The 19,264-nt window shown below is 66.9% G+C and carries 13 protein-coding genes; 11 read left to right on the top strand and 2 right to left on the bottom strand.

What is annotated here, in order from left to right; genetic code table 11:
• Positions 1–23 precede the first annotated feature (23 nt).
• From NAO55_RS12705 to NAO55_RS12660, 10 genes are all read left to right on the top strand, one after another.
• Positions 24–2,987 carry a PAS domain S-box protein gene (locus NAO55_RS12705; protein ID WP_102839155.1) on the top strand — a complete coding sequence of 988 codons (2,964 nt, stop codon included), beginning with the start codon at positions 24–26 and terminating at the stop codon, positions 2,985–2,987.
• A 46-nt stretch (positions 2,988–3,033) separates the two neighbouring features.
• Positions 3,034–3,420 (top strand): response regulator, encoded by a 387-nt coding sequence (locus tag NAO55_RS12700; RefSeq protein WP_102839154.1) that lies wholly within the window; start codon positions 3,034–3,036, stop codon positions 3,418–3,420.
• A gap of 74 nt (positions 3,421–3,494) precedes the next feature.
• On the top strand, positions 3,495–5,906 hold the full coding sequence (locus NAO55_RS12695) for an ATP-binding protein (RefSeq protein ID WP_102839153.1): 2,412 nt from the start codon (positions 3,495–3,497) through the stop codon (positions 5,904–5,906).
• Positions 5,906–6,292: a response regulator gene (locus NAO55_RS12690; RefSeq protein ID WP_102839152.1), complete on the top strand. Its 387-nt coding sequence runs from the start codon at positions 5,906–5,908 to the stop codon at positions 6,290–6,292. The genes NAO55_RS12695 and NAO55_RS12690 overlap by 1 nt, the downstream gene beginning before the upstream one ends.
• Complete coding sequence (locus NAO55_RS12685) at positions 6,285–7,922, top strand: diguanylate cyclase (RefSeq protein ID WP_102839151.1); 1,638 nt, start codon at positions 6,285–6,287, stop codon at positions 7,920–7,922. The genes NAO55_RS12690 and NAO55_RS12685 overlap by 8 nt, the downstream gene beginning before the upstream one ends.
• A 132-nt stretch (positions 7,923–8,054) precedes the next feature.
• A complete protein-coding gene (locus NAO55_RS12680; protein WP_102839150.1) occupies positions 8,055–10,934 on the top strand; it encodes a CHASE3 domain-containing protein in 2,880 nt (959 codons plus the stop codon).
• A complete protein-coding gene (locus NAO55_RS12675) occupies positions 10,931–11,320 on the top strand; it encodes a response regulator transcription factor (protein ID WP_102839149.1) in 390 nt (129 codons plus the stop codon). Before NAO55_RS12680 ends, NAO55_RS12675 begins: the two co-directional genes overlap by 4 nt.
• Positions 11,317–12,453, top strand: coding sequence for a YaiO family outer membrane beta-barrel protein (locus NAO55_RS12670; RefSeq protein ID WP_102839148.1), 1,137 nt, complete (start codon positions 11,317–11,319; stop codon positions 12,451–12,453). Before NAO55_RS12675 ends, NAO55_RS12670 begins: the two co-directional genes overlap by 4 nt.
• Positions 12,443–13,567: a HEAT repeat domain-containing protein gene (locus NAO55_RS12665; RefSeq protein WP_102839147.1), complete on the top strand. Its 1,125-nt coding sequence runs from the start codon at positions 12,443–12,445 to the stop codon at positions 13,565–13,567. The genes NAO55_RS12670 and NAO55_RS12665 overlap by 11 nt, the downstream gene beginning before the upstream one ends.
• Positions 13,564–14,967, top strand: a complete 1,404-nt coding sequence (locus NAO55_RS12660; RefSeq protein WP_102839146.1) for a glycosyltransferase family 2 protein — start codon at positions 13,564–13,566, stop codon at positions 14,965–14,967. Before NAO55_RS12665 ends, NAO55_RS12660 begins: the two co-directional genes overlap by 4 nt.
• 101 nt (positions 14,968–15,068) lie before the next feature.
• On the opposite strand, the gene NAO55_RS12655 is transcribed toward NAO55_RS12660, so the two are convergent.
• On the bottom strand, positions 15,069–16,562 hold the full coding sequence (locus NAO55_RS12655) for an aldehyde dehydrogenase (protein WP_102839145.1): 1,494 nt from the start codon (positions 16,560–16,562) through the stop codon (positions 15,069–15,071).
• A 187-nt stretch (positions 16,563–16,749) separates the two neighbouring features.
• On the opposite strand from NAO55_RS12655, the gene aptA reads away from it, so the two are divergent.
• Positions 16,750–18,075, top strand: coding sequence for an omega-aminotransferase AptA (aptA, locus tag NAO55_RS12650; protein WP_102839144.1), 1,326 nt, complete (start codon positions 16,750–16,752; stop codon positions 18,073–18,075).
• A 133-nt stretch (positions 18,076–18,208) separates the two neighbouring features.
• Here the strand turns inward: aptA and NAO55_RS12645 are convergent, their stop codons facing one another.
• Positions 18,209–19,249 carry a zinc ABC transporter substrate-binding protein gene (locus NAO55_RS12645; protein WP_256070204.1) on the bottom strand — a complete coding sequence of 347 codons (1,041 nt, stop codon included), beginning with the start codon at positions 19,247–19,249 and terminating at the stop codon, positions 18,209–18,211.
• Between the last annotated feature and the right edge of the window lie 15 nt (positions 19,250–19,264).

The raw sequence follows: 19,264 nt of genomic DNA, 5'->3' as shown, positions 1-19,264 counted from the left end.
TCGCGCCTCTGGCCGGCCCGCCGATGACGAACGCCGGCATCACCACACCCCACTGGATCTTCACGCTCGGCAGCCTGCTGCTCGTGCTGCTGTTCGGTAGCCTGGCATTCAATGACTACCGCGCGCGCGATGCCGCCTGGCACCTGGAAATCGACACCCACGGCGAACTGCAGAGCCTGGCACTGCAGAGCGCGCAGCTCAATCAGCGGCGGCAGGCCGACATGGTCGCCACGGCGCTGGCCGGCAATGCCGAAGTGCTGCGCCAGGTGCGCCAGATCGATACGGTGCTGCGCGATGGCCGGGCCATGGACGACGCGCGTATCGAACTGGCACGCCAGCGTCTGCGCGCCGCGTTGAGCCCGGCCTGGAGCGCCATGCAACGCCACGGCGCGCTGCAGTTGCAGATCTTCTGGAGCGACGCCGGGGTCGCCCTGCTGCGCATGCAGCAACCGGAGCGCTTCGGTGACGCAATGGCGGCGCAGCGCCCGATGCTGCGCCGCGCGATGAGCGAAGGCAGCATGCAGTACGGCATGGAGGTCAATGCGCTCGGCGCCAGCAGTCGCGCCATCGTTCCTTTGCGTGCCACCGACAGCGAGTCCGGCGAGATCATCGGCGCCCTGGAAGTCGGCTACAACGTGCTGCCGGAATTGCCCGAGCTGGGCGATCAGCTGGCTGCCGGACTGGCGCTGGTGGTCAATCGCCAGGCACTGCAGGCGGCAGACGTGGAAGCCCCCAGCGGCGTGCAACTGCGCAGCGACGGCGACTGGCTGCTGATCGAACATTCGGCGACACAGATTCTGCACTGGGCGCAGCAGAGCATGCTGCCCGAGCCGGAGAGCGGCCTGGCCTTGCGCCTGCTGAGTGCCGACGGCCGCACCTATATGCTCAATCAGATTCCCCTGCACAGCGACCGTCGGGCCCAGCCATCGGCGCCGCTGCTGGCAGCGGCGCTGGTCTGGCGCGACATCACCGCGATGCAGCAGGAGCACCAACAGGCCGAGCGCCGGCTGCTGATCAAATGGAGTCTGGCCTGGCTGATCGCCGAGGCGCTGCTGTTGACCCTGGCGGTACTGCTGCAACGGCGCATCGGCGCGCAGCTGCAGCATCAGTTCAGCCAGCAACAGCAGGGCCGACGCCGCCAGCGCCTGCTCGACCGCGCACAGAAGATCGCCAGCCTGCTGCCCGGTGTGGTTTTCCAGCTCAAGCGCTTCGCCAACGGCCGCTATGCCTTTCTCTATGCCAGCGAGGGCGCACGCGACCTCTACGGCATCGACCCGCAGCGGCTACTGGAAGATGCTTCCCAGGCCCTGGTGCACGTTCACCCGCAGGACCTGCCACGCCTGAAAGCCGCGCTGCTGCGTGTGGCTGCTGGGTCGACAACCGGCTCGGTGGAGTTCCGCATCCAGCATCCGCAACGCGGTCTGCTCTGGGCCGAGGGACGTGCCACCGCCGAGCGACGTCCTGACGGCACCGTGCTCTGGCACGGCTTCGTCACCGAGATCACCGAACTGATGGAAGCCACCCGCGCGCTGCAGAAGAGCGAGAGCCGTTACCGCGCCATGGTCAGCAACCTCCCGGGCGTGGTCTACCGCTGCCGCAACGACGGCCGCCGGCGCATGAGCTACCTGAGCGACGGCATCGAACGCCTGACCGGCTACCCGGCCAGCGATTTCGTCGGCGACCGCGTGCGCAGCTACGCCAGCCTGATCCACCCAGACGACCTCGAGCTGGCCCGGCAACACGCCGAGCAGGACACCTTCGAGGGCATCTACCGACTCACCAATGCCGAAGGCCGCACCGTCTACGTGCGGGAAAAAGCCCGCGTCCTGCACGAGCGTGACGACCCGGTGGGCTGGTGCGACGGTTTCATCTGGGATGTCACCGATCAGGCGCTGGCCAAGGAAGAGATGCAGGAGCGCGAGCGCTACCTGAGCATGCTGATCGACAACGTGATCGACGCCATCATCATCATCGACGCCCGCGGCATCATCGAAACCTTCAACCATGCCGCCGAACAGATCTTCGGCTACAGCGCCGCGGAGGTCATCGGCCGCAACCTGTCGATGCTCATGCCCGAACCGGACCGCTCCGCCCACGACGGCTATCTGGAGACCTACGAAAGACGCGGCATTCCTCGCGCGCTGGAACAGAACCGCGAACTCACCGCCCTGCGGCGTACCGGCGAAACCTTCACCATCGAGTTGCGCGTGTCGCAGATCAACCACCACGGCGAGCGCCGATTCATCGGCCTGGTGCGCGACATCACCGAACGCAAGCGCATCGAGCGGATGAAGAGCGAACTGGTGTCCATCGTCAGCCACGAGCTGCGTACGCCACTGACCTCGATCTCCGGTGCCCTCGGCCTGATCGTCGGCGGTGCCTTGGGCGAACCCTCGCCAAACATGGGCCAGATGATCAGCATCGCCCACCAGAACAGCCTGCGCCTGGGGCGCCTGGTGGACGACCTGCTGGACATGGACAAGCTGGTCGCCGGCAAGATGACCCTCGACCTGCGCGCGCATGCGCTGCCGACGCAGCTGCAACAGGCAATCGCCGCCAATCAGGGCTACGCCAGCAAGCATGGCGTCACGCTGGAGCTGCTGCCCGCGCAGGACGTGCAGCTGATGGCAGACGACGACCGGTTGCAGCAGGTACTGGCCAATCTCATCTCCAATGCGGTCAAATTCTCGCCGCAGGGTGGCACCGTTACGCTCGGCAGCGAGCGACGCGATGACTGGGTGCGAATCTCGGTACGAGATCAGGGACCGGGCATCGCCCCTGAATTCCACACACGAATCTTCCAGAAATTCTCCCAGGCCGATTCCTCCGACAGCCGCCAGAAGGAAGGCACCGGCCTGGGCCTGGCCATCAGCAAGGAACTGATCGAACACATGCACGGCCGGATCGGTTTCGATTCCGAGCCTGACGAAGGCGCCTGTTTCTGGTGCGAATTACCAGTCGCGCCGCTGGCGCAAGATCGATCCTGATGCTTCCGTTAAGCGGACGCGCACGCAAACGACCCCCGGAGGCACAATGGCCGAGCTAAGGCGCATCCTGCACGTTGAAGACGATCCGTCGATTCAGGCGGTGACCAAACTGGCCCTGGAGGCCGTTGGCGGATACGAGGTGCTGTCCTGCTCCTCTGGCGCACAGGCGCTGGAGGAAGTCGAAGCCTTCGCCCCCGACTTCATCCTGCTCGACGTGATGATGCCCGGCATGGACGGCCCGCAGACGCTGCTCAGGCTGCGCGAGCGAATCGACCTGGAGCGGATTCCGGTAACATTCATGACCGCCAAGGTGCAGCCGAGCGAGATCGAACACCTGCGCAAGCTCGGCGCCCGCGATGTGATCGTCAAGCCCTTCGACCCGATGCTGCTGGCCGAGCAGATTCGCAGCATCTGGCTGAGTGGCCGATACTAGGCAGAACTGCTTAATCCCCCGGTCGTGAAACGCTGCCGACCGGACGCCCCCCACCGAACCAGCAAGGCGCGACGATGGAGTCACCGCAACAAAGCACGACGCCGATGCCATCCACCGCCCAGCCGCGCGAGCTGTCACGCCTGGCAGCGTTGCTGCGCTACGAAATCCTCGACACCCCCGAAGACAGTGCATTCGATGACTTCACCGCGCTTGCCGCGCAGATGTGCGACACGCCTATCGCGCTGATCTCGCTGGTCGACGACCGCCGTCAGTGGTTCAAGAGCCGGGTCGGCCTCGACGTCAGCGAGACCTCGCGGGAGATCTCCTTCTGCACCTACACCATCGCCGGCGACGAGATCTTCGAGGTACCGGATACGCTGCAGGACCCGCGTTTTTGCAACAACCCGCTGGTGCTCGGCGACCCGCAGATCCGCTTCTACGCCGGCACGCCGCTGACCTCGCCTGATGGCTACAACCTCGGCACCCTGTGCGTGATCGACCGCCAGCCACGCCGCCTCAGCGCGGAGCAGCGCGAAACCCTGGAGCGCCTCGGACGCCAGGTGATCCGCCTGTTCGAGCAGCATCTGCTGGCGCACCGCCACGCCGAGCAGGCGGCACTGCAACAGGCCATCCTCGACAGCGCCTCCAGCGCCGTGCTGGTGACCCGCCCCGACGGCGTGGTCACCAGCGTCAACCCGACCGCCGAGCGTCTGCTCGGCTACAGCGAACAGGCGCTGGTCGGCCATCCGTTGACCGCCGCGCTGTTCCGCCCGGAGGCGCTGCAGCGCCGGGCACTGCTGCTTTCCAGCGAATTGCAGATGCCGGTCGAGGCCGATTTCTCGGTGCTGACCGCGCCGCTGCACCGCGGGCGGCGCGACATGTCCGAATGGCGCCTGCGCCACCAGAACGGCAACGAGGTGCCGGTGCTGCTGGGCATGACCGCGATCCATGACGAGCAGGAGCACCTGCGCGGCTACCTGGTCAACGCCTACGACCTGGCCTATCAGGAGCAGTTGCAACTGCGCCTGCAGCAGATCGCCGCGCAGGTCCCGGGCATGCTCTTCCAGTTCCATTGGCGCGCCGATGGACCGGCGTGCTTTCCCTATGTCAGTGAAGGGGTCGAGCAGATCTACGGGCTCAGCCCGGCGCAGCTGGCCAGCAGCTTTGCGCCGATCGTCGGCCGGGTCCACGGCCCCGACCGCAGCGCCCTGTTGCTCAGCATCCGCCAGGCGGCTCGTGAACTCACGCCCTGGCACAGCGAGCACCGTGTCGAGCACCCGCACAAGGGGCTGATCTGGGTCGAGGCGCGGGCAACCCCGCTGCAGCAGGTCGACGGCTCGGTGCTCTGGCACGGCTTCGTTACCGATATCACCGCGCGCAAGGCCGAGCAGCTGGAGCTGGACAAACAGCAGGAGATGAACCGGCGCCTGCTCGAGGCGCTGAGTGAAGCGGTGATCGCCTGCGATGCCGAAGGCAATCTGACCCTGTTCAACGAGAAGGCCAAGCAGTGGCATGGCGCCGATGTCGCCCCGTTATCGCCGAGCGAATGGGCCCGCCATTACCGGCTGTACCGCGCCGATGGCGTCACCCCGCTGGAACCCGAAGAGATTCCCCTGCGCCGCGCCCTCAATGGCGAGCACGTCATCGACCACGAGATGGTGCTGCTGAGCAATGGCGCACCGCGGCACGTACTGTCCAACGCCGACCCGCTGTACACCTCCGATGGCCAGCGAATGGGAGCGGTCGTCGTGCTGCACGACATCACCGAACGCATGCGCATCGAACGCCTGCAGCGCGAGTTCATCTCCACCGTCAGTCATGAGCTGCGCACGCCGCTGACGTCCATCACCGGCGCGCTGGCGCTGATCTGCTCGAATGTCATGGGCGAGGTCCCCGAGTCGATGCACGAACTGCTGGAGATCGCCCAGCAGAACAGCCAGCGCCTGAGCGCGCTGATCGACGACCTGCTGGACATGGACAAGCTGCACGCCGGCAAGATGCGCTTCGACATGCTCGAACAAGCGCTGCAACCCCAGCTGGAGCTGGCCCTGCGCAGCAACGGCAGCTACGCCGAACGGCATGGCGTGCAGCTGCACCTCGGCGCCTGCCCGGCAGTGAGCGTGACGGTCGATGCCATGCGCCTGCAGCAGGTATTGAGCAACCTGCTGTCCAATGCAGCGAAGTTTTCCCCTGCCGGAGAACGGGTCGATCTGTCGGCGCGGGTCAGTGACGGCAAGGTTCGGGTCAGCGTCCGAGACCAGGGCCCGGGAATTTCCGATGAATTTCGTGCGCGGGTATTCCAGAAGTTCGCCCAGGCAGACTCGTCCGACAGCCGCCAGCAAGGCGGAACCGGGCTGGGCCTGGCGATCACCAAGGAGCTGATCGAGCACATGGGCGGGCAGATCGGCTTCGAATCCGAGCCCGGCCAGGGCGCCTGCTTCTGGTTCGAACTACCCGCACAAGACCAGGCCAAGGAGAGCCCGTGATGAGACAGCTCAAGCGCATCCTGCACGTCGAAGACGTACCGTCCATCCAGGTGGTGACCCGCATTGCTCTGGAAAAGCTCGGCGGCTTCGAAGTGCTCAGCTGTCAGTCCGGCCAGGCCGCGCTCGACCAGGTGCAGGCCTTCGCTCCGGACCTGATCCTGCTCGATGTGATGCTGCCGCAGATGGACGGCATCGAGCTGGTTCGCCAACTGGCCGATCTGGTCGATCTGCAGCAGACGCCCGTGGTGTTTCTCACCGGCCACCTGCAGCCCGAACGGCTGCAGGAGCTGCGCCAGCTCGGCGTGCGCCAGGTGCTGGGCAAGCCCTTCGACCCGCTGCAACTTGCCACCCAGTTGCGGCAGATCTGGGAGGCCGAGCATGGATGATCGCACCCGCCTGGCGCTGCAAGAGCAGCTGGCGCAGCTGGAACAGCAGTTCGGCGAGCGCCTGCAGGCCGACCTGACCGACCTCGCCACGCTCGCCCAGGATCTGCAGCAGACCCGTGCCACCGCCAGCCGCCGGCTGGTGATGCTGAGCATCCGCGAGCGCCTGCATCGGCTGGCCGGCGCCGCCGGCACCTTCGGCTTCGCCAAGCTCGGGGAGCGCGCCAGGCAGTTGGAGCAGCGGGCTGACCGCTGGCTGGATTCGGCCAAGCCGGGCAGCCGCGCCGCCGAGGCCTTCGCCCGCGCGGTGCTGCAGTTGGCCGGCGAAACCCCTGGCCAGGAACGCGACGGCGCGGCGGAACTGCCGGAGCACCACGAGGAGCCTGCACCCGGCTGTCGCATCTACCTGATGAAGGCCGATCCGGTCGCGGGCGCCAGCATGGCGGTGACCCTGCGCAACTTCGGTTATCTGGTCAGCCAGTGGCCCAACTTCGCCGCACTGCAAGCGGCCGTGGCCGATGAACTGCCCGACGCGCTGATCGTCAGCGTGCAGCAGGACAGCGATTTCGACGCGCTCGCCGCTCTGCAGCAAGGCCTCGAGCAGCCACTGCCGCTGCTGGTCATCCATGACCGGGCCGATTTCGCCAGCCAGCTGGCCGCGGTGCGTGCCGGCGCCCAGGGCTTCTTCGTCCGCCCGCTGGATATCACCCAGCTGGAGAACAGCCTGGAGCGCTGCCTTGATCGGCAGCAGGGCGAACCCTTCCGCGTGCTGATCGTCGATGACGACGCCGAGCTGGCCGCACGCTACAGCCTGGTGCTGCGCAACGCGCAGATGCAGGTGCAGATCCTTACCGAACCGACCCGCGTACTGGAGACCATGCGCAGCTTCAACCCCGAGGTACTGCTGCTGGACGTCAACATGCCGGACTGCTCGGGGCCAGAGCTGGCGCAGATGATCCGCCTGCATGACGAATGGCTGCGGGTGACCATCATCTACCTGTCCGCCGAGACCGATACCCACCGGCAGATGGCGGCGCTGCTCAAGGCCGGCGACGATTTCATCACCAAGCCGATCAGCGATACCGCGCTGGTGGCCGCGGTGTATTCCCACGCCCAGCGTGCGCGCTCGCTGAGTACGGCGCTGGCCCGCGACAGCCTGACCGGCCTGCTCAAGCACGCCGATATCAAGGAACAGCTGGCGTTGGAAGTGCAGCGCACCACCCGCACCGGCAAACCCGCCAGCGTGGTGATGCTCGACCTCGATCATTTCAAGCAGATCAACGACACCTATGGGCATGCCGCCGGCGACAATGTGATCCGCGCCCTGGCCAACCTGCTGCGCCAGCGCTTGCGGCGTATCGACAGCCTCGGCCGCTACGGGGGCGAGGAGTTCGTCGCCGTGTTGCCCGAATGCTCGGCCCTGCAGGCCCGACGCATTTTCGACGAAATCCGCGTGCGCTTCGCTGCGCTGAGCTTCAATGCCGGCGACCAGGAGTTCCGCGTGACCTTCAGTGCCGGCATCTGCGAGACCGACAGCCACAGCGCCTCCGGCCTGCTGCTCGAGCATGCCGACCAGGCGCTGTACGTGGCCAAGCACAACGGCCGCAACCAGGTGCAGATCGCCCAGCGCTGAGCGCCCGGCCCTTTCGGCGGCGAACCGCTGTGGTTCGTGCAGGTCTGACTACACTGAGTTCATCCCGGTGACCACGCGGTAGCGAGGCAACTGGGGATTCTGTGCAGTCATCCCCGGCGGAAGGAGTCCGATTTGCCCGCAAGACTCGCGATCGGTTGGCATTCAGTCGCCTTTCTCGCTGCGTTCCTGCTGCTCGCCGCGCTTGGCTGGCAAGGCAAGCGCACGCAGGAAGCGCTGCTGCAGACCAATCGCTCGGTCAGTCACAGCTTGGAGATCATCACCTCGGTCCAGGCCATCCTTTCTTCCCTGCAGGACATCGAAACCGGTTCGCGCGGTTTTATCCTCACCAGCGACCCCACCTATCTCGAACCCTACGAGCGCGGTCTCAGGCAGCTGGAAGGCAACCGGCGCAGCCTGCAGCGCCAGGTCGAGGGTCGTGACTTTCCCGACCGGCGCTGGTTCCAGGCCCTCGATGCGACCATCGCCGACCGCCTCGAAGTTGCCGCCCGCAACATGCAGACCCGCCGCGAGGCCGGGCTGCAGGCTGCCGTGGAGCGTCTGCGCGAGGCCGGCGGGCACCTGCTGATGGACCGCCTGCGCGCACTGCTCAACGCCGTCGAGCAGCACGAGCGCAGCCAGCTGGCTGCTGCCAGCGAAGCGGTAGCACACACCACCGAACGCGCGCAGCAACTGGCACTGATCGGCACGCTGGTGGTGATCGGGCTGTTTCTGGCGGCCTTCTGGGCCTTGCAGCGGAATCTGCAGATTCGCCAGCAGCTCGCCCGCAGCGCCCAGGCCGGCGAAGCACGCCTCGGGGCGCTGCTGCAGGCCATCCCGGACCATCTCTACGCCGTCGATGAGCGGCAGCAGGTGTCGAGCATTTCGCGTGGCACCCCGCGCCGCGCGCCGCCACCGGAAGCGATCGAACCCTTGCTCATCGAGCTGCTCAACCAGACCGACGAGGGCGCGCTGCGGCAGAAAACCTGGTGCGAGGTGCAGACCCAGCGCACCTTCGAGGTTCGCCTGATGCCCACCGGCCTGGGTGACCATCTGGCGATCGCACGGGATGTCAGCGAACTGCAGCGCAGCCGCGACAGCTTGCACGACCAGCAGATGTTCCTGCGCCGAGTGGTCGATACCGACGACAACCTGATCTTCGTCCGTGACGTGCAGGGCCGCTTCCTGCTCTGCAATACCGCGCTGGCTTCGCTGCTCGGCGCCCGTCCGCAGGACATCGAACAGCGCCGCGCGGACGCGCTGCCGTCCTCGCAGCTGCTGCAGCCACTGCTTTCGGGTGATGAGGAACTCGCCGAGCTGGCGACCGGCAGCAGTGAGCTGCGCACCACCGAGGTCGCGTTGACCGACGCCCAGGGTGCGGAGCGCTGGTACCAGGTGGTCAAGCGGCCGCTGCGCATCTCGCCACGCACCTGCCATGTGGTGACGGTGGCCGTGGATATCTCGCTGCGCCGGCGCATGGAGCAGATGAAGACCGAGTTCATCTCCACCGTCAGCCACGAGCTGCGCACGCCGCTGACCGCCATTCGCGGCGCGCTCGGCATGCTGACTGGCGGCATCGGCGGGCAGATCAGCGACGAGGCCCGCCCGCTGCTCGGCATCGCGCACAAGAACAGCGAACGGCTGGTGCGCCTGATCAACGACATTCTCGACATCGAAAAGCTCGAAGCCGGCCGCCTGGCCTTCAACTTCGGTCGCCACGACGTACGCGCGCTGGTGCAGCAGGCGCTGTCGGACATCACGCCATACGGCCAGGACTACGGCGTCAGCCTGGAATTTCTGGATGATCCAGAGCTGCCGACCAGCGAGGCGACCCTGGACCCCGACCGCTTCGCCCAGGTGATGGCCAACCTGCTGTCCAATGCGATCAAGCACTCGCCAGCCGGCGGCTGCGTGACGGTGGAGCTGCGCCACAGCGGCGAAATGCTGGAGATTGGTGTGCAGGATCGCGGGCCGGGCATTCCGGAAGCCTTTCGCTCGCGCATCTTCGAGCGTTTCGCCCAGGCCGACTCCTCCGACGCCCGCCAACGCGGCGGCACCGGGCTGGGGCTGGCCATCACCCGCTCGCTGGTGCAACAGATGCACGGGCAGATCGGCTTCGACTCACAACCCGGTCAGGGCAGCCGCTTCTGGCTGCAACTGCCGCTGGAGAGCAACGAACAGGCGGCTCGGCCACAGGCCCCGGTTCAGCCAGTCGGCGCGGCGTCGCCAGCGGAGCAGGCCACGCTGATCCTGATTCTCGAACCCGACAGCCATGCCGCCGAGCAGCTGGCCGAGGCGCTGCACCAGCACGGCTATGCCACGCTGATCGCACACGCTGCCGCCGAAGCACGCGAGCTGCTCGATCGACACCGAGTGCAGGCGCTGACCCTCAGCCCGGCGCTGCACGACGAGAACAGCGTGGCCTTCCTGCAGAGCCTGCGCAGCCAGCACCACTACCGCAATCTGCCAGTGCTCATCGTCAGCCTGCAGCCGCAGCGCCGGGACGAGGATGACGGCCTGCTGCGCGGCGGTGCGGTGGGCATGATCGACTGGCTGCACAAGCCGATCGACCCGTCGCGGGTCATGGAAGTGATCCGCGCCTGCTTGCAGCTCGGCGGGTCGAAGCCGCGCATTCTGCACGTGGAGGATGACGACGATCTGCGCGTGCTGCTTGCTCGGCAAATCGCCATGCTGGACGTCGAGCTGGTCGGAGCGGCTACGCTGCATGAGGCCCGCCAGCTGATCGCAGCGCAGCCGTTCGATCTCGCGGTGATAGACCTGATGCTGCCGGATGGCGAGGGCACCGAACTGTTCGATCAACTGGCATCGAGCGTTCCGCCGCCCCCGGTCATCATCTTTTCTGCACTCGACACCCCGATTCAGGACAACCGCCTGGCGCTGCGCCAGCTGGTGAAATCCCGTCATGACGGCGACGAACTGGCCAGGCTGATCCAGCACCTGTTGCAACACTGGCCGCCGGGGCAAACTCACGAAACCGACGAGGCTCATCTATGAGCGAATCTGCCAGCAAACGCATTCTCATGGTGGAAGACGAAGAGGACATCGCCTTCCTCATCCGTTACATGCTCGAACGCCACGGCTTCGTCGTCGAGCATGCCGCCGATGGCCGCCAGGCCCTGGAGCACTTCGCCCAGGCCGAGCCGCCGGACCTGACCCTGATGGACATCATGCTGCCCTACCACGACGGCCTCGAGCTGATCGAACGGCTGCGGGCGCAACCCGGCTGGGACAGCGTGCCGGTGCTGATGCTGACTGCCAAGGCGCGCGAGGTGGACATCGTCCGCGCTTTGGAACTGGGCGCCGACGACTACGTGACCAAGCCCTTCCAGCCGGAGGAACTGCTGGCACGTATCCGTCGCCTGCTGAGGGGCCGCCGATGAAGCGAGCGGTCATGCTGCTTGCCCTGGCGCTGCCTTGCGGTACGGCGCTGGCGGATGTCGCCACCGCCGAGCGGCAGGTCCAGGCGCAGCAACTGGACGCGGCCGAAGCAACCCTGCGCGCGCACCTGGCGCAGCGCCCGGATGACGCCGAAGCACAGTTCCTGCTGGCCCGCGTGTTGAGCTGGCAGGGCCGGCCGGAACAAGCCTTGCCGATCTATCGGCGATTGCTGCGCCAGCAGCCGGACAATGCCGACTACCTGCTCGGCAAGGGTCAGGCGCTGCTTTGGGCCGGTCATCCGCAACGCGCGCTGGTCTCGCTGGAGCGTGCCGCGACGCTCGCGCCGGACTATGTCGAGGTGCAGCAGGTGATCCAGCAGGCCCGCGCCGCGCTGACCGTGCCCAGCACCGCGGCGGCGCCCGTGCCGGTGGTCGACGCCGCGACCAGGCGCCGTCACGAGCTGGAGATCTCGGCGCGTCAGGACTGGCTCGATAGCGGCTTCGACAACTGGCGCAGCCAGCGCCTGGACTACGCCTCGACGAAGCCGGAGAGCCTTGGCTGGTATGGTGCGCTCACCCGCGAGCAGCGTTTCGGCGAGTGGGACGAGGGCGTCGAAGCCGGTGCGGTGATTCCGCTCGACGACAACTGGACGCTGCAGCCAGAGGTCGGCTATCAGCCTTCACCCTATTTCCTGCCCGAGTGGCATGCCGATCTGCGCCTGCAACGGCGCCTGCCGGACGGCTACCTCGGTGCCGTCAGCGTTCGCCGCACCGAGTACGAGACCACCCGCGTCGACCGCCTTGCGCTGAGCGCCGAGCGTTACTGGAACGCCTGGCGCGCCGGCTACACCCTGAACGTGACCGACGTGGCCAACGCCGGCACGCCGATCGGCCACGACCTGGCGCTGGACTACTACTACCGAGGGCTGAGCTACGCCGGCCTGCGCCTGACCGTGGGCGAGGAAGAGGCGGTGGAAGAGCAGCAGCTGATCACCAGCGACGTGCGCGCCGTCAGCCTGCAGGGTCGTCACTGGTTCGACAGCCGCTGGGCGCTGAGCTGGGAAGTCGGCTATCACCAGCAGGGCAGCTACTACGACCGACAGTGGCTGCAGATCGGCCTGCGCCATGCGTTCTGACCTGCTGACCGGCTGCCCTCCCTGGCTGTGCGAGGCGCCCGCCCGGCTCTGGCTGCACGTCTGGCCTGAGGACCGCATGTTGCAGCTGGCGCTGTACTGCGCCTTCGGCCTCGGGGCGTTGACGCTGCTGGTGCTGCTGCAGGTGCTGCTGCTCGGCGAACTGTCGCGCCGGCGTGCGGTGCGCCGGCAGCAGTTCAACGAACAGTGGCGCCCCTACTTCGCCCTCTGCAGCCTCAGCGATGACGTGCCGACATCCCACGCGTCGCTGCCGCGGCGGCATCAGCTCTGGTTTCTGCTGCAGTGGAACCGCACCCAGCTGCAGTTGCGCGGCGCCGGCCGCGAGCGCATGAACCGCGCACTGGCCGCCCTGGGGATGGATCGTCAGGCGCTGCTCCTGTTACGGGGGCGGGTGCGCAGCAAGCTGATCGGCCTCACCTGCCTGCGCCATCTGGCCGACCCCACCCATTGGGACGCGGTGCAGCCGCTATTGCTCAGCCGCAACGCCATCGTCGCCCTGGCCGCCGCGCAGACGCTGGTGGCCATGGACCCGGCAAAGGCCATGCAGCTGATCCTGCCGGCGGCGGTGGAACGCCCCGACTGGGCGTTGCCGCGCCTGGTCAGCCTGTGCCAGCAGGCCGGTGAGCAGGCAGTGACCACGCCGCTACTGATCGTGCTGTCCAGCTCGCCAGACCCGCGCCGCGAGCGACTGGTCGGCCTGCTGGTGCATGGCGACCCGCGCCATGCCGCGCCCTGGGCGCGGGCACGGCTGGACCAGGGGGCGCCTGTCGAGCAGCTGCAGGTGGCGCTGCGCTGCCTCAGCGAGCTTGGCGACCCACGCGACCGCCCACGCCTGCTGCGCGCCCTCGGCCACGAGCAGGAGGGCGTGCGCCTGGCCGCCCTGCTGGCGCTGCACAAGCAGGCACGCCGGGAAGACAGCGAGCTGTTCCTGCCGCTGCTCGCCGACCGCAGCTGGTGGGTGCGCCAGGCCGCCGCCGATAGCCTGGCGACGTTGCCCGGCGCATCCCCGGACGCGCTGCAGCAGCTGCTCGAGCAGGTGCACGACCGCTACGGCAGGGACGCCCTGCGCCGGGCCATCGCGGAGGTGCGCCGGTGACGGTCGACTGGCTGTGGTGGCTGCAGGTCGCCTTCATCCTCTATTTCCTGCTGCTCAACGGCATGTACCTGCTGCTCAACCTGCTGTCGATGGGCAGCCTGATGGGTTACATCCGCCAGCGCGCAGAAACCGGCGAGCTGGCGCCTTATCTCGGCGTCGAACCGCCGGTGTCGGTGCTCATGCCGGCCTTCAACGAAGAGGCGACGATCCGCACCTCGGTGCGCTCGATGCTGCAGCTGCAGTACCCCGAATTCGAGATCGTGGTGATCAACGACGGTTCGAAGGACCGCACCCTGGCCGTGCTGATCGAGGAATTCGACCTGGTGCCGCACCCCGAGCCGTTGCGCCAGGCTGTCGCCCACCAACCGGTGCAGGCCATCTATCGCTCGCGGCGCTACGCCAACCTGCGCGTGGTCGACAAGGCCAACGGCGGCAAGGCCGATGCGTTGAATGCCGGTATCAATGCCGCGCGCTACGGCCTGTTCTGTGGCGTCGACGCCGACTCCATCCTGCAGCGCGACAGCCTGCTGCGCGTGGTCCAGCCCTTCCTCGAGGACGAGCGCACCATTGCCGCCGGCGGCACGGTGCGCATCGCCAATGGCTCGCAAGTGCGCGGCGGCTTCCTGATCCAGGCCGGGCTACCACGCAACTGGCTGGCGCGCTTCCAGATCGTCGAGTACCTGCGTGCCTTTCTGTTCGGCCGTCTCGGCTGGTCGCCGCTCAATGCCGTGCTGATCATCTCCGGCGCCTTTGGCCTGTTCGACCGCGAACGGGTGATGGCGGTCGGCGGCTATCGCACCGATACCGTTGGCGAGGACATGGAGCTGGTGGTGCGGCTGCACCGTTATCACCGCGAGAAGCGCATTCCCTACCGCATCCGCTACCTGCCGGACCCGATCTGCTGGACCGAATGCCCGGAAGACCTCGGCACCCTCGGCCGCCAGCGCAGCCGTTGGCAACGCGGCCTGGCGGAAAGCCTGAGCCGGCATGCACGGCTGGCCTTCAGCCTGCGTGGCGGCACGCCGGGCTGGCTGGCCTGGCCGTTCATGGCGCTGTTCGAATGGATCGGCCCGCTGATCGAACTGGTCGGCTACGGCTTCATGCTGGCGGGCTTCGCCTTCGGCGCGGTGTCCTACGCGGCGCTGGCGGCCTTCCTGCTGGTGGCGATCGGCATGGGCATCCTGCTGTCGGTCAACGGCCTGCTGCTGGAGACCATGTCCTTCCGCGTCTACAGCCGCCGGCGCGACATGCTGCAGCTGTTTCTGATGGCCGTGCTGGAGAACTTCGGCTACCGCCAGCTCAACACCCTCTGGCGCTGCCGCGGTCTCTGGCAGTGGTTCTCCCGGCGTAAACACCAGTGGGGGGTGATGCGCCGCAGCGGGCAGTGGGGGCAAAGCTAGCTGAACGCTCAAAAGACCGTAGGGTGGATCACGCTTCATCGGTCCACCATGGCTGTGCAACAAGGTGGATGTAAAAGGCGACATCCACCCTACGGATGCCGTTAGAGCTGAATCCAGGTCGCCTTGAGCTCGGTGTACTTGTCGAAGGCATGCAGTGACTTGTCACGACCGTTGCCGGACTGCTTGAAGCCGCCGAACGGCGCGGTCATGTCGCCGCCGTCGTACTGGTTGACCCACACACTGCCGGCGCGCAGCGCCCGCGCGGTGCGGTGCGCCTTGGACAGGTCGGCGGTCCACACCGCGGCAGCGAGGCCGTAGGGCGTGTCGTTGGCGATCGCCACCGCTTCCTCGGCGCTGTCGAAGCTGATCACCGAGAGCACCGGGCCAAAGATTTCCTCCTGAGCGATCTTCATCGCATTGTCGACGCCATCGAAGATGGTCGGCTCGACGTACAGCCCGCCGGTTTCCTCCAGCGTCCGCTGGCCGCCGATCAGCACCTGCGCGCCGGCCTGGCGCCCGGCGTCGATGTAGCCCAGCACGGTATTGAGCTGCTGGGTGTCCACCAGGGCGCCGACGTTGGTCGAAGGGTCCAGCGGGTTGCCCGGCTTCCAGCCCTTGAGCGCCTCCACCACCATGGGCAGGAAGCGCTCCTTGATCGATCGCTCCACCAGCAGCCGCGAACCGGCAGTGCAGACCTCGCCCTGATTGAAGGCGATCGCACCAGCCGCCGCCTGGGCAGCCGCCTGCAGGTCGGGCGCATCGGCGAAGACGATGTTCGGGCTCTTGCCGCCCGCCTCCAGCCAGACGCGCTTCATGTTCGACTCGCCGGCGTAGATCATCAGCTGCTTGGCCACCCGCGTGGAGCCGGTAAAGACCAGGGTGTCGACGTCCATGTGCAGCGCCAGCGCCTTGCCGACGGTGTGGCCGTAGCCTGGCAGGACATTGAGCACGCCGGCCGGAATGCCGGCGTCGATCGCCAGCTGGGCGATGCGGATGGCGGTCAGCGGCGACTTCTCGGACGGCTTGAGCACCACCGAGTTGCCTGTGGCCAGTGCCGGGCCGAGCTTCCAGCAGGCCATCATCAGCGGGAAATTCCACGGCACGATGGCCGCCACCACGCCGACCGGCTCGCGGGTGACCAGGCCCAGCTGGTCGTGGGGCGTTGCCGCCACCTCGTCGTAGATCTTGTCTATCGCCTCGCCGCTCCAGCGCAGCGCCCGCGCGGCGCCTGGGATGTCCACCGTCAGCGAGTCGCCGATCGGTTTGCCCATGTCGAGGGTTTCCAGCAGGGCCAGTTCTTCGCGGTTGGCTTCCAGCAGGTCGGCGAAGCGGATCAGCACTGCCTTGCGCTTGGCCGGTGCCAGGCGCGCCCAGCTGCCGGCCTCGAATGCGGCACGGGCACTGGCCACCGCCCGCTCGGCGTCGGCCTGGTCGCAGCTCGCGACCTGCGCCAGCACCCGCCCGTCCACCGGGCTGATGCAGTCGAAACGGTCGCCAGCCTGCGCCTCGGTGTATTCGCCCTGAATGAAAGCGCGACCTTCGATACGCAGGTCACGGGCACGCTGTTGCCAATCGGCGAAAGTCAGGCTGGGCATGGTGCTTCCTCTCTCTCAGGTCTTCGGGTTGTGGAAAAGGCACCCTAAACCAGCGGCGCGGACCCTATCAATATTTTTTACGAACGGCCGGTAAATCGCCTTGTTTTGTTCGTTTTATTAAACATAGACTCGAGCAAAACGCTGCGGCGCCGCTGCAGCATAGTCGCTCGCCGCCGGAGCCAGCCCCATGTCACAGGATTTCCATCCCAACGCCTCGCCTGATCACTTCTGGATGCCCTTCACCGCCAACCGCCAGTTCAAGGCCACCCCGCGCCTGCTGGAGAGTGCCGAAGGCATGTACTACACGGCGAGCGACGGCCGCCAGGTGCTCGACGGCACCGCCGGCCTCTGGTGCTGCAACGCCGGCCATGGGCGACGCGAGATCAGCGAAGCGGTGAGCAAGCAGATCGCCAAGATGGATTTTGCTCCGACCTTTCAGATGGGCCACCCGCTGCCCTTTGAACTGGCGGAAAAACTCGCCGCCATCAGCCCCGAAGGCCTGAACCGGGTGTTCTTCACCAACTCCGGATCGGAGTCGGCGGATACCGCGCTGAAGATCGCCCTGGCCTACCAGCGCGCCATCGGTCAGGGCTCACGCACGCGGCTGATTGGCCGCGAGCTGGCCTATCACGGCGTCGGTTTCGGCGGCATGTCGGTCGGCGGCATGGCCAACAACCGTCGCGCCTTCGGCCCGATGCTGCCAGGTGTCGATCACCTGCCGCACACCCTCGATCTGCAGCGCAATGCCTTCAGCCGCGGCCTGCCGGAGCACGGCGTGGAGCGCGCCGATGAACTGGAACGGCTGGTGACGCTGCATGGTGCGGAGAACATCGCTGCGGTGATCGTCGAGCCGATGTCCGGCTCGGCCGGGGTGATCCTGCCGCCGGTGGGCTATCTGCAACGGCTGCGCGAGATTACCGCCTGGCACGGCATCCTGCTGATCTTCGACGAGGTCATCACCGGCTTCGGTCGCGTCGGCGAGGCCTTCGCCGCGCAGCGCTGGGGCGTCACGCCGGACATCCTGACCTGCGCCAAGGGCCTGACCAACGGCGCGATCCCCATGGGTGCGGTGCTGGTCGCCGATCGACTGTACGACGCGTTCATGAAAGGGCCGGAAAGCGTCATCGAGTTCTTCCACGGCTACACCTACTCAGGGCATCCGGTGGCCTGCGCGGCGGCACTGGCGACCCAGCAGATCTATCAGCAGGAAAACCTGTTCCAGAAGGCCATCGATCTGGAGCCCTACTGGCAGGAAGCACTGTTCAGCCTCAGGGACCTGCCCAACGTGATCGACATCCGCACGGTCGGGCTGGTCGCGGGTATCCAGTTCGCCGCCCATGCCGATGGCGTCGGCAAGCGCGGTTACGAAGTGTTCCGCGAGTGTTTCGAGAAGGGCCTGCTGGTACGCGCCAGCGGCGACACCATTGCGCTGTCGCCGGCGCTGATCGTCGAGAAGGCCGAGATCGACCAGATGATGGAGTTGCTCGCCGACGGTATACGTAAGGCCGGCTGAGGCTTATCCGGCCTGACGGGCCGTTCTCGCCGTATTTGCAGGGAAAACCGGTGGGCTGAAGCCCACCCTACAGGGGCGGCGGTGGCGTTCGGTAGGGTGGGCTTCAGCCCACCAATGCCATTGCGGCCCGGTCTCAGAGCGATTCCAGGCAGTCGGCCAGGGTATCACCGAGACCTTCCAGCAGCTTCTCGTAGCCCTGCGCATCGGTCGCCAGGCCTACGCCCAGCACGTCCAGTTCCGCCATCTTCACCGGCAAGCCGGCGGTCAGCGTCTCGACCAGACGCGGACGCGCCGGCGGTTCGCTGAACACGCAGCTCGGACCAGCCTGCTGCAGGCGCTCGCGCATGGCCGCCACATGCCGCGCGCCGGGTTGCGACTCGCCACCGGCACTGAACACGCCGGCATGGCGCAGGCCGTAGGCCGCCTCGAAGTAGTCATAGGCCTCGTGGAAAACGAAGAACGGCTTGTTCTGCACCTTGCTGAAGCGCTGCTTGAGGCGGGCGTCGAGCGCCTCGATGCGCTGGGCGAAGGCCGCCGAGTTGGCCTGGTAGCGCTGTGCGTTGGCCGGGTCGGCGGCGGCCAGGTCAGCGGCCATGCGCTCGGCGATAATCAGGGCGTTGGCCGGCAGCAGCCACAGGTGCGCATCGAGCGTGCCCGGGCGATGGTCGTGGTCGTGCTCGTCGGCATGGGCAGGCTCGTGCGCGGCCTCGTCATGCTCATGAGCATCATGGTCATGGCCGTCGTGATCGTCGTGATCGTCGTGATCGTCGTGATCGTCGTGATCGTCGTGATCGTCGTGATCGTGATGTTCAGCCTCGTCGTGCGCGTGCGCATCACCAAAACGACGCAGCGTCAGCTTCGGCAGGTCCTGCACCGCCACGGTCGTGCCTTCGCGAGCGCTCAGTGCGCGCGGCAGGAAGCTCTCCAGATCCGGACCGATCCAGTAGAACAGCTGCGCATCGCGGATACGCCGTACATCGGACGGACGCAGCGAATAATGATGCGCCGAAGCGCTGGCCGGCAGCAGCACATCGGGTTGGCCGACGCCATCCTGCACCGCCGCGGCGATCAGCTGCAGCGGCTTGATGCTGGTCAGAACGCGCACTTCGGCCTGGGCGGACGCAGCGACAGCGAGCAGCGCCGCCAGCAACGGAAGGGAGAAAAGACGATTCACGGGCATCACTCGAAG

It is taken from the genome of Stutzerimonas frequens, assembly GCF_024448335.1.
Taxonomy (GTDB): domain Bacteria; phylum Pseudomonadota; class Gammaproteobacteria; order Pseudomonadales; family Pseudomonadaceae; genus Stutzerimonas; species Stutzerimonas frequens.
The sequence above is the reverse complement of the archived record's forward strand: the minus strand, read 5'-3'. Positions and strand labels throughout refer to the sequence as shown.

Excerpts from the sequence above, each read along its gene's own strand:
- NAO55_RS12705 (WP_102839155.1), top strand. The coding sequence starts at position 24 with ATGACGAACGCCGGCATCACCACACCCCACTGGATCTTCACGCTCGGC.
- NAO55_RS12700 (WP_102839154.1), top strand. The coding sequence starts at position 3,034 with ATGGCCGAGCTAAGGCGCATCCTGCACGTTGAAGACGATCCGTCGATT.
- NAO55_RS12695 (WP_102839153.1), top strand. The coding sequence starts at position 3,495 with ATGGAGTCACCGCAACAAAGCACGACGCCGATGCCATCCACCGCCCAG.
- NAO55_RS12690 (WP_102839152.1), top strand. The coding sequence starts at position 5,906 with ATGAGACAGCTCAAGCGCATCCTGCACGTCGAAGACGTACCGTCCATC.
- NAO55_RS12685 (WP_102839151.1), top strand. The coding sequence starts at position 6,285 with ATGGATGATCGCACCCGCCTGGCGCTGCAAGAGCAGCTGGCGCAGCTG.
- NAO55_RS12675 (WP_102839149.1), top strand. The coding sequence starts at position 10,931 with ATGAGCGAATCTGCCAGCAAACGCATTCTCATGGTGGAAGACGAAGAG.
- NAO55_RS12670 (WP_102839148.1), top strand. The coding sequence starts at position 11,317 with ATGAAGCGAGCGGTCATGCTGCTTGCCCTGGCGCTGCCTTGCGGTACG.
- NAO55_RS12665 (WP_102839147.1), top strand. The coding sequence starts at position 12,443 with ATGCGTTCTGACCTGCTGACCGGCTGCCCTCCCTGGCTGTGCGAGGCG.
- NAO55_RS12655 (WP_102839145.1), bottom strand. The coding sequence starts at position 16,562 with ATGCCCAGCCTGACTTTCGCCGATTGGCAACAGCGTGCCCGTGACCTG.
- aptA (WP_102839144.1), top strand. The coding sequence starts at position 16,750 with ATGTCACAGGATTTCCATCCCAACGCCTCGCCTGATCACTTCTGGATG.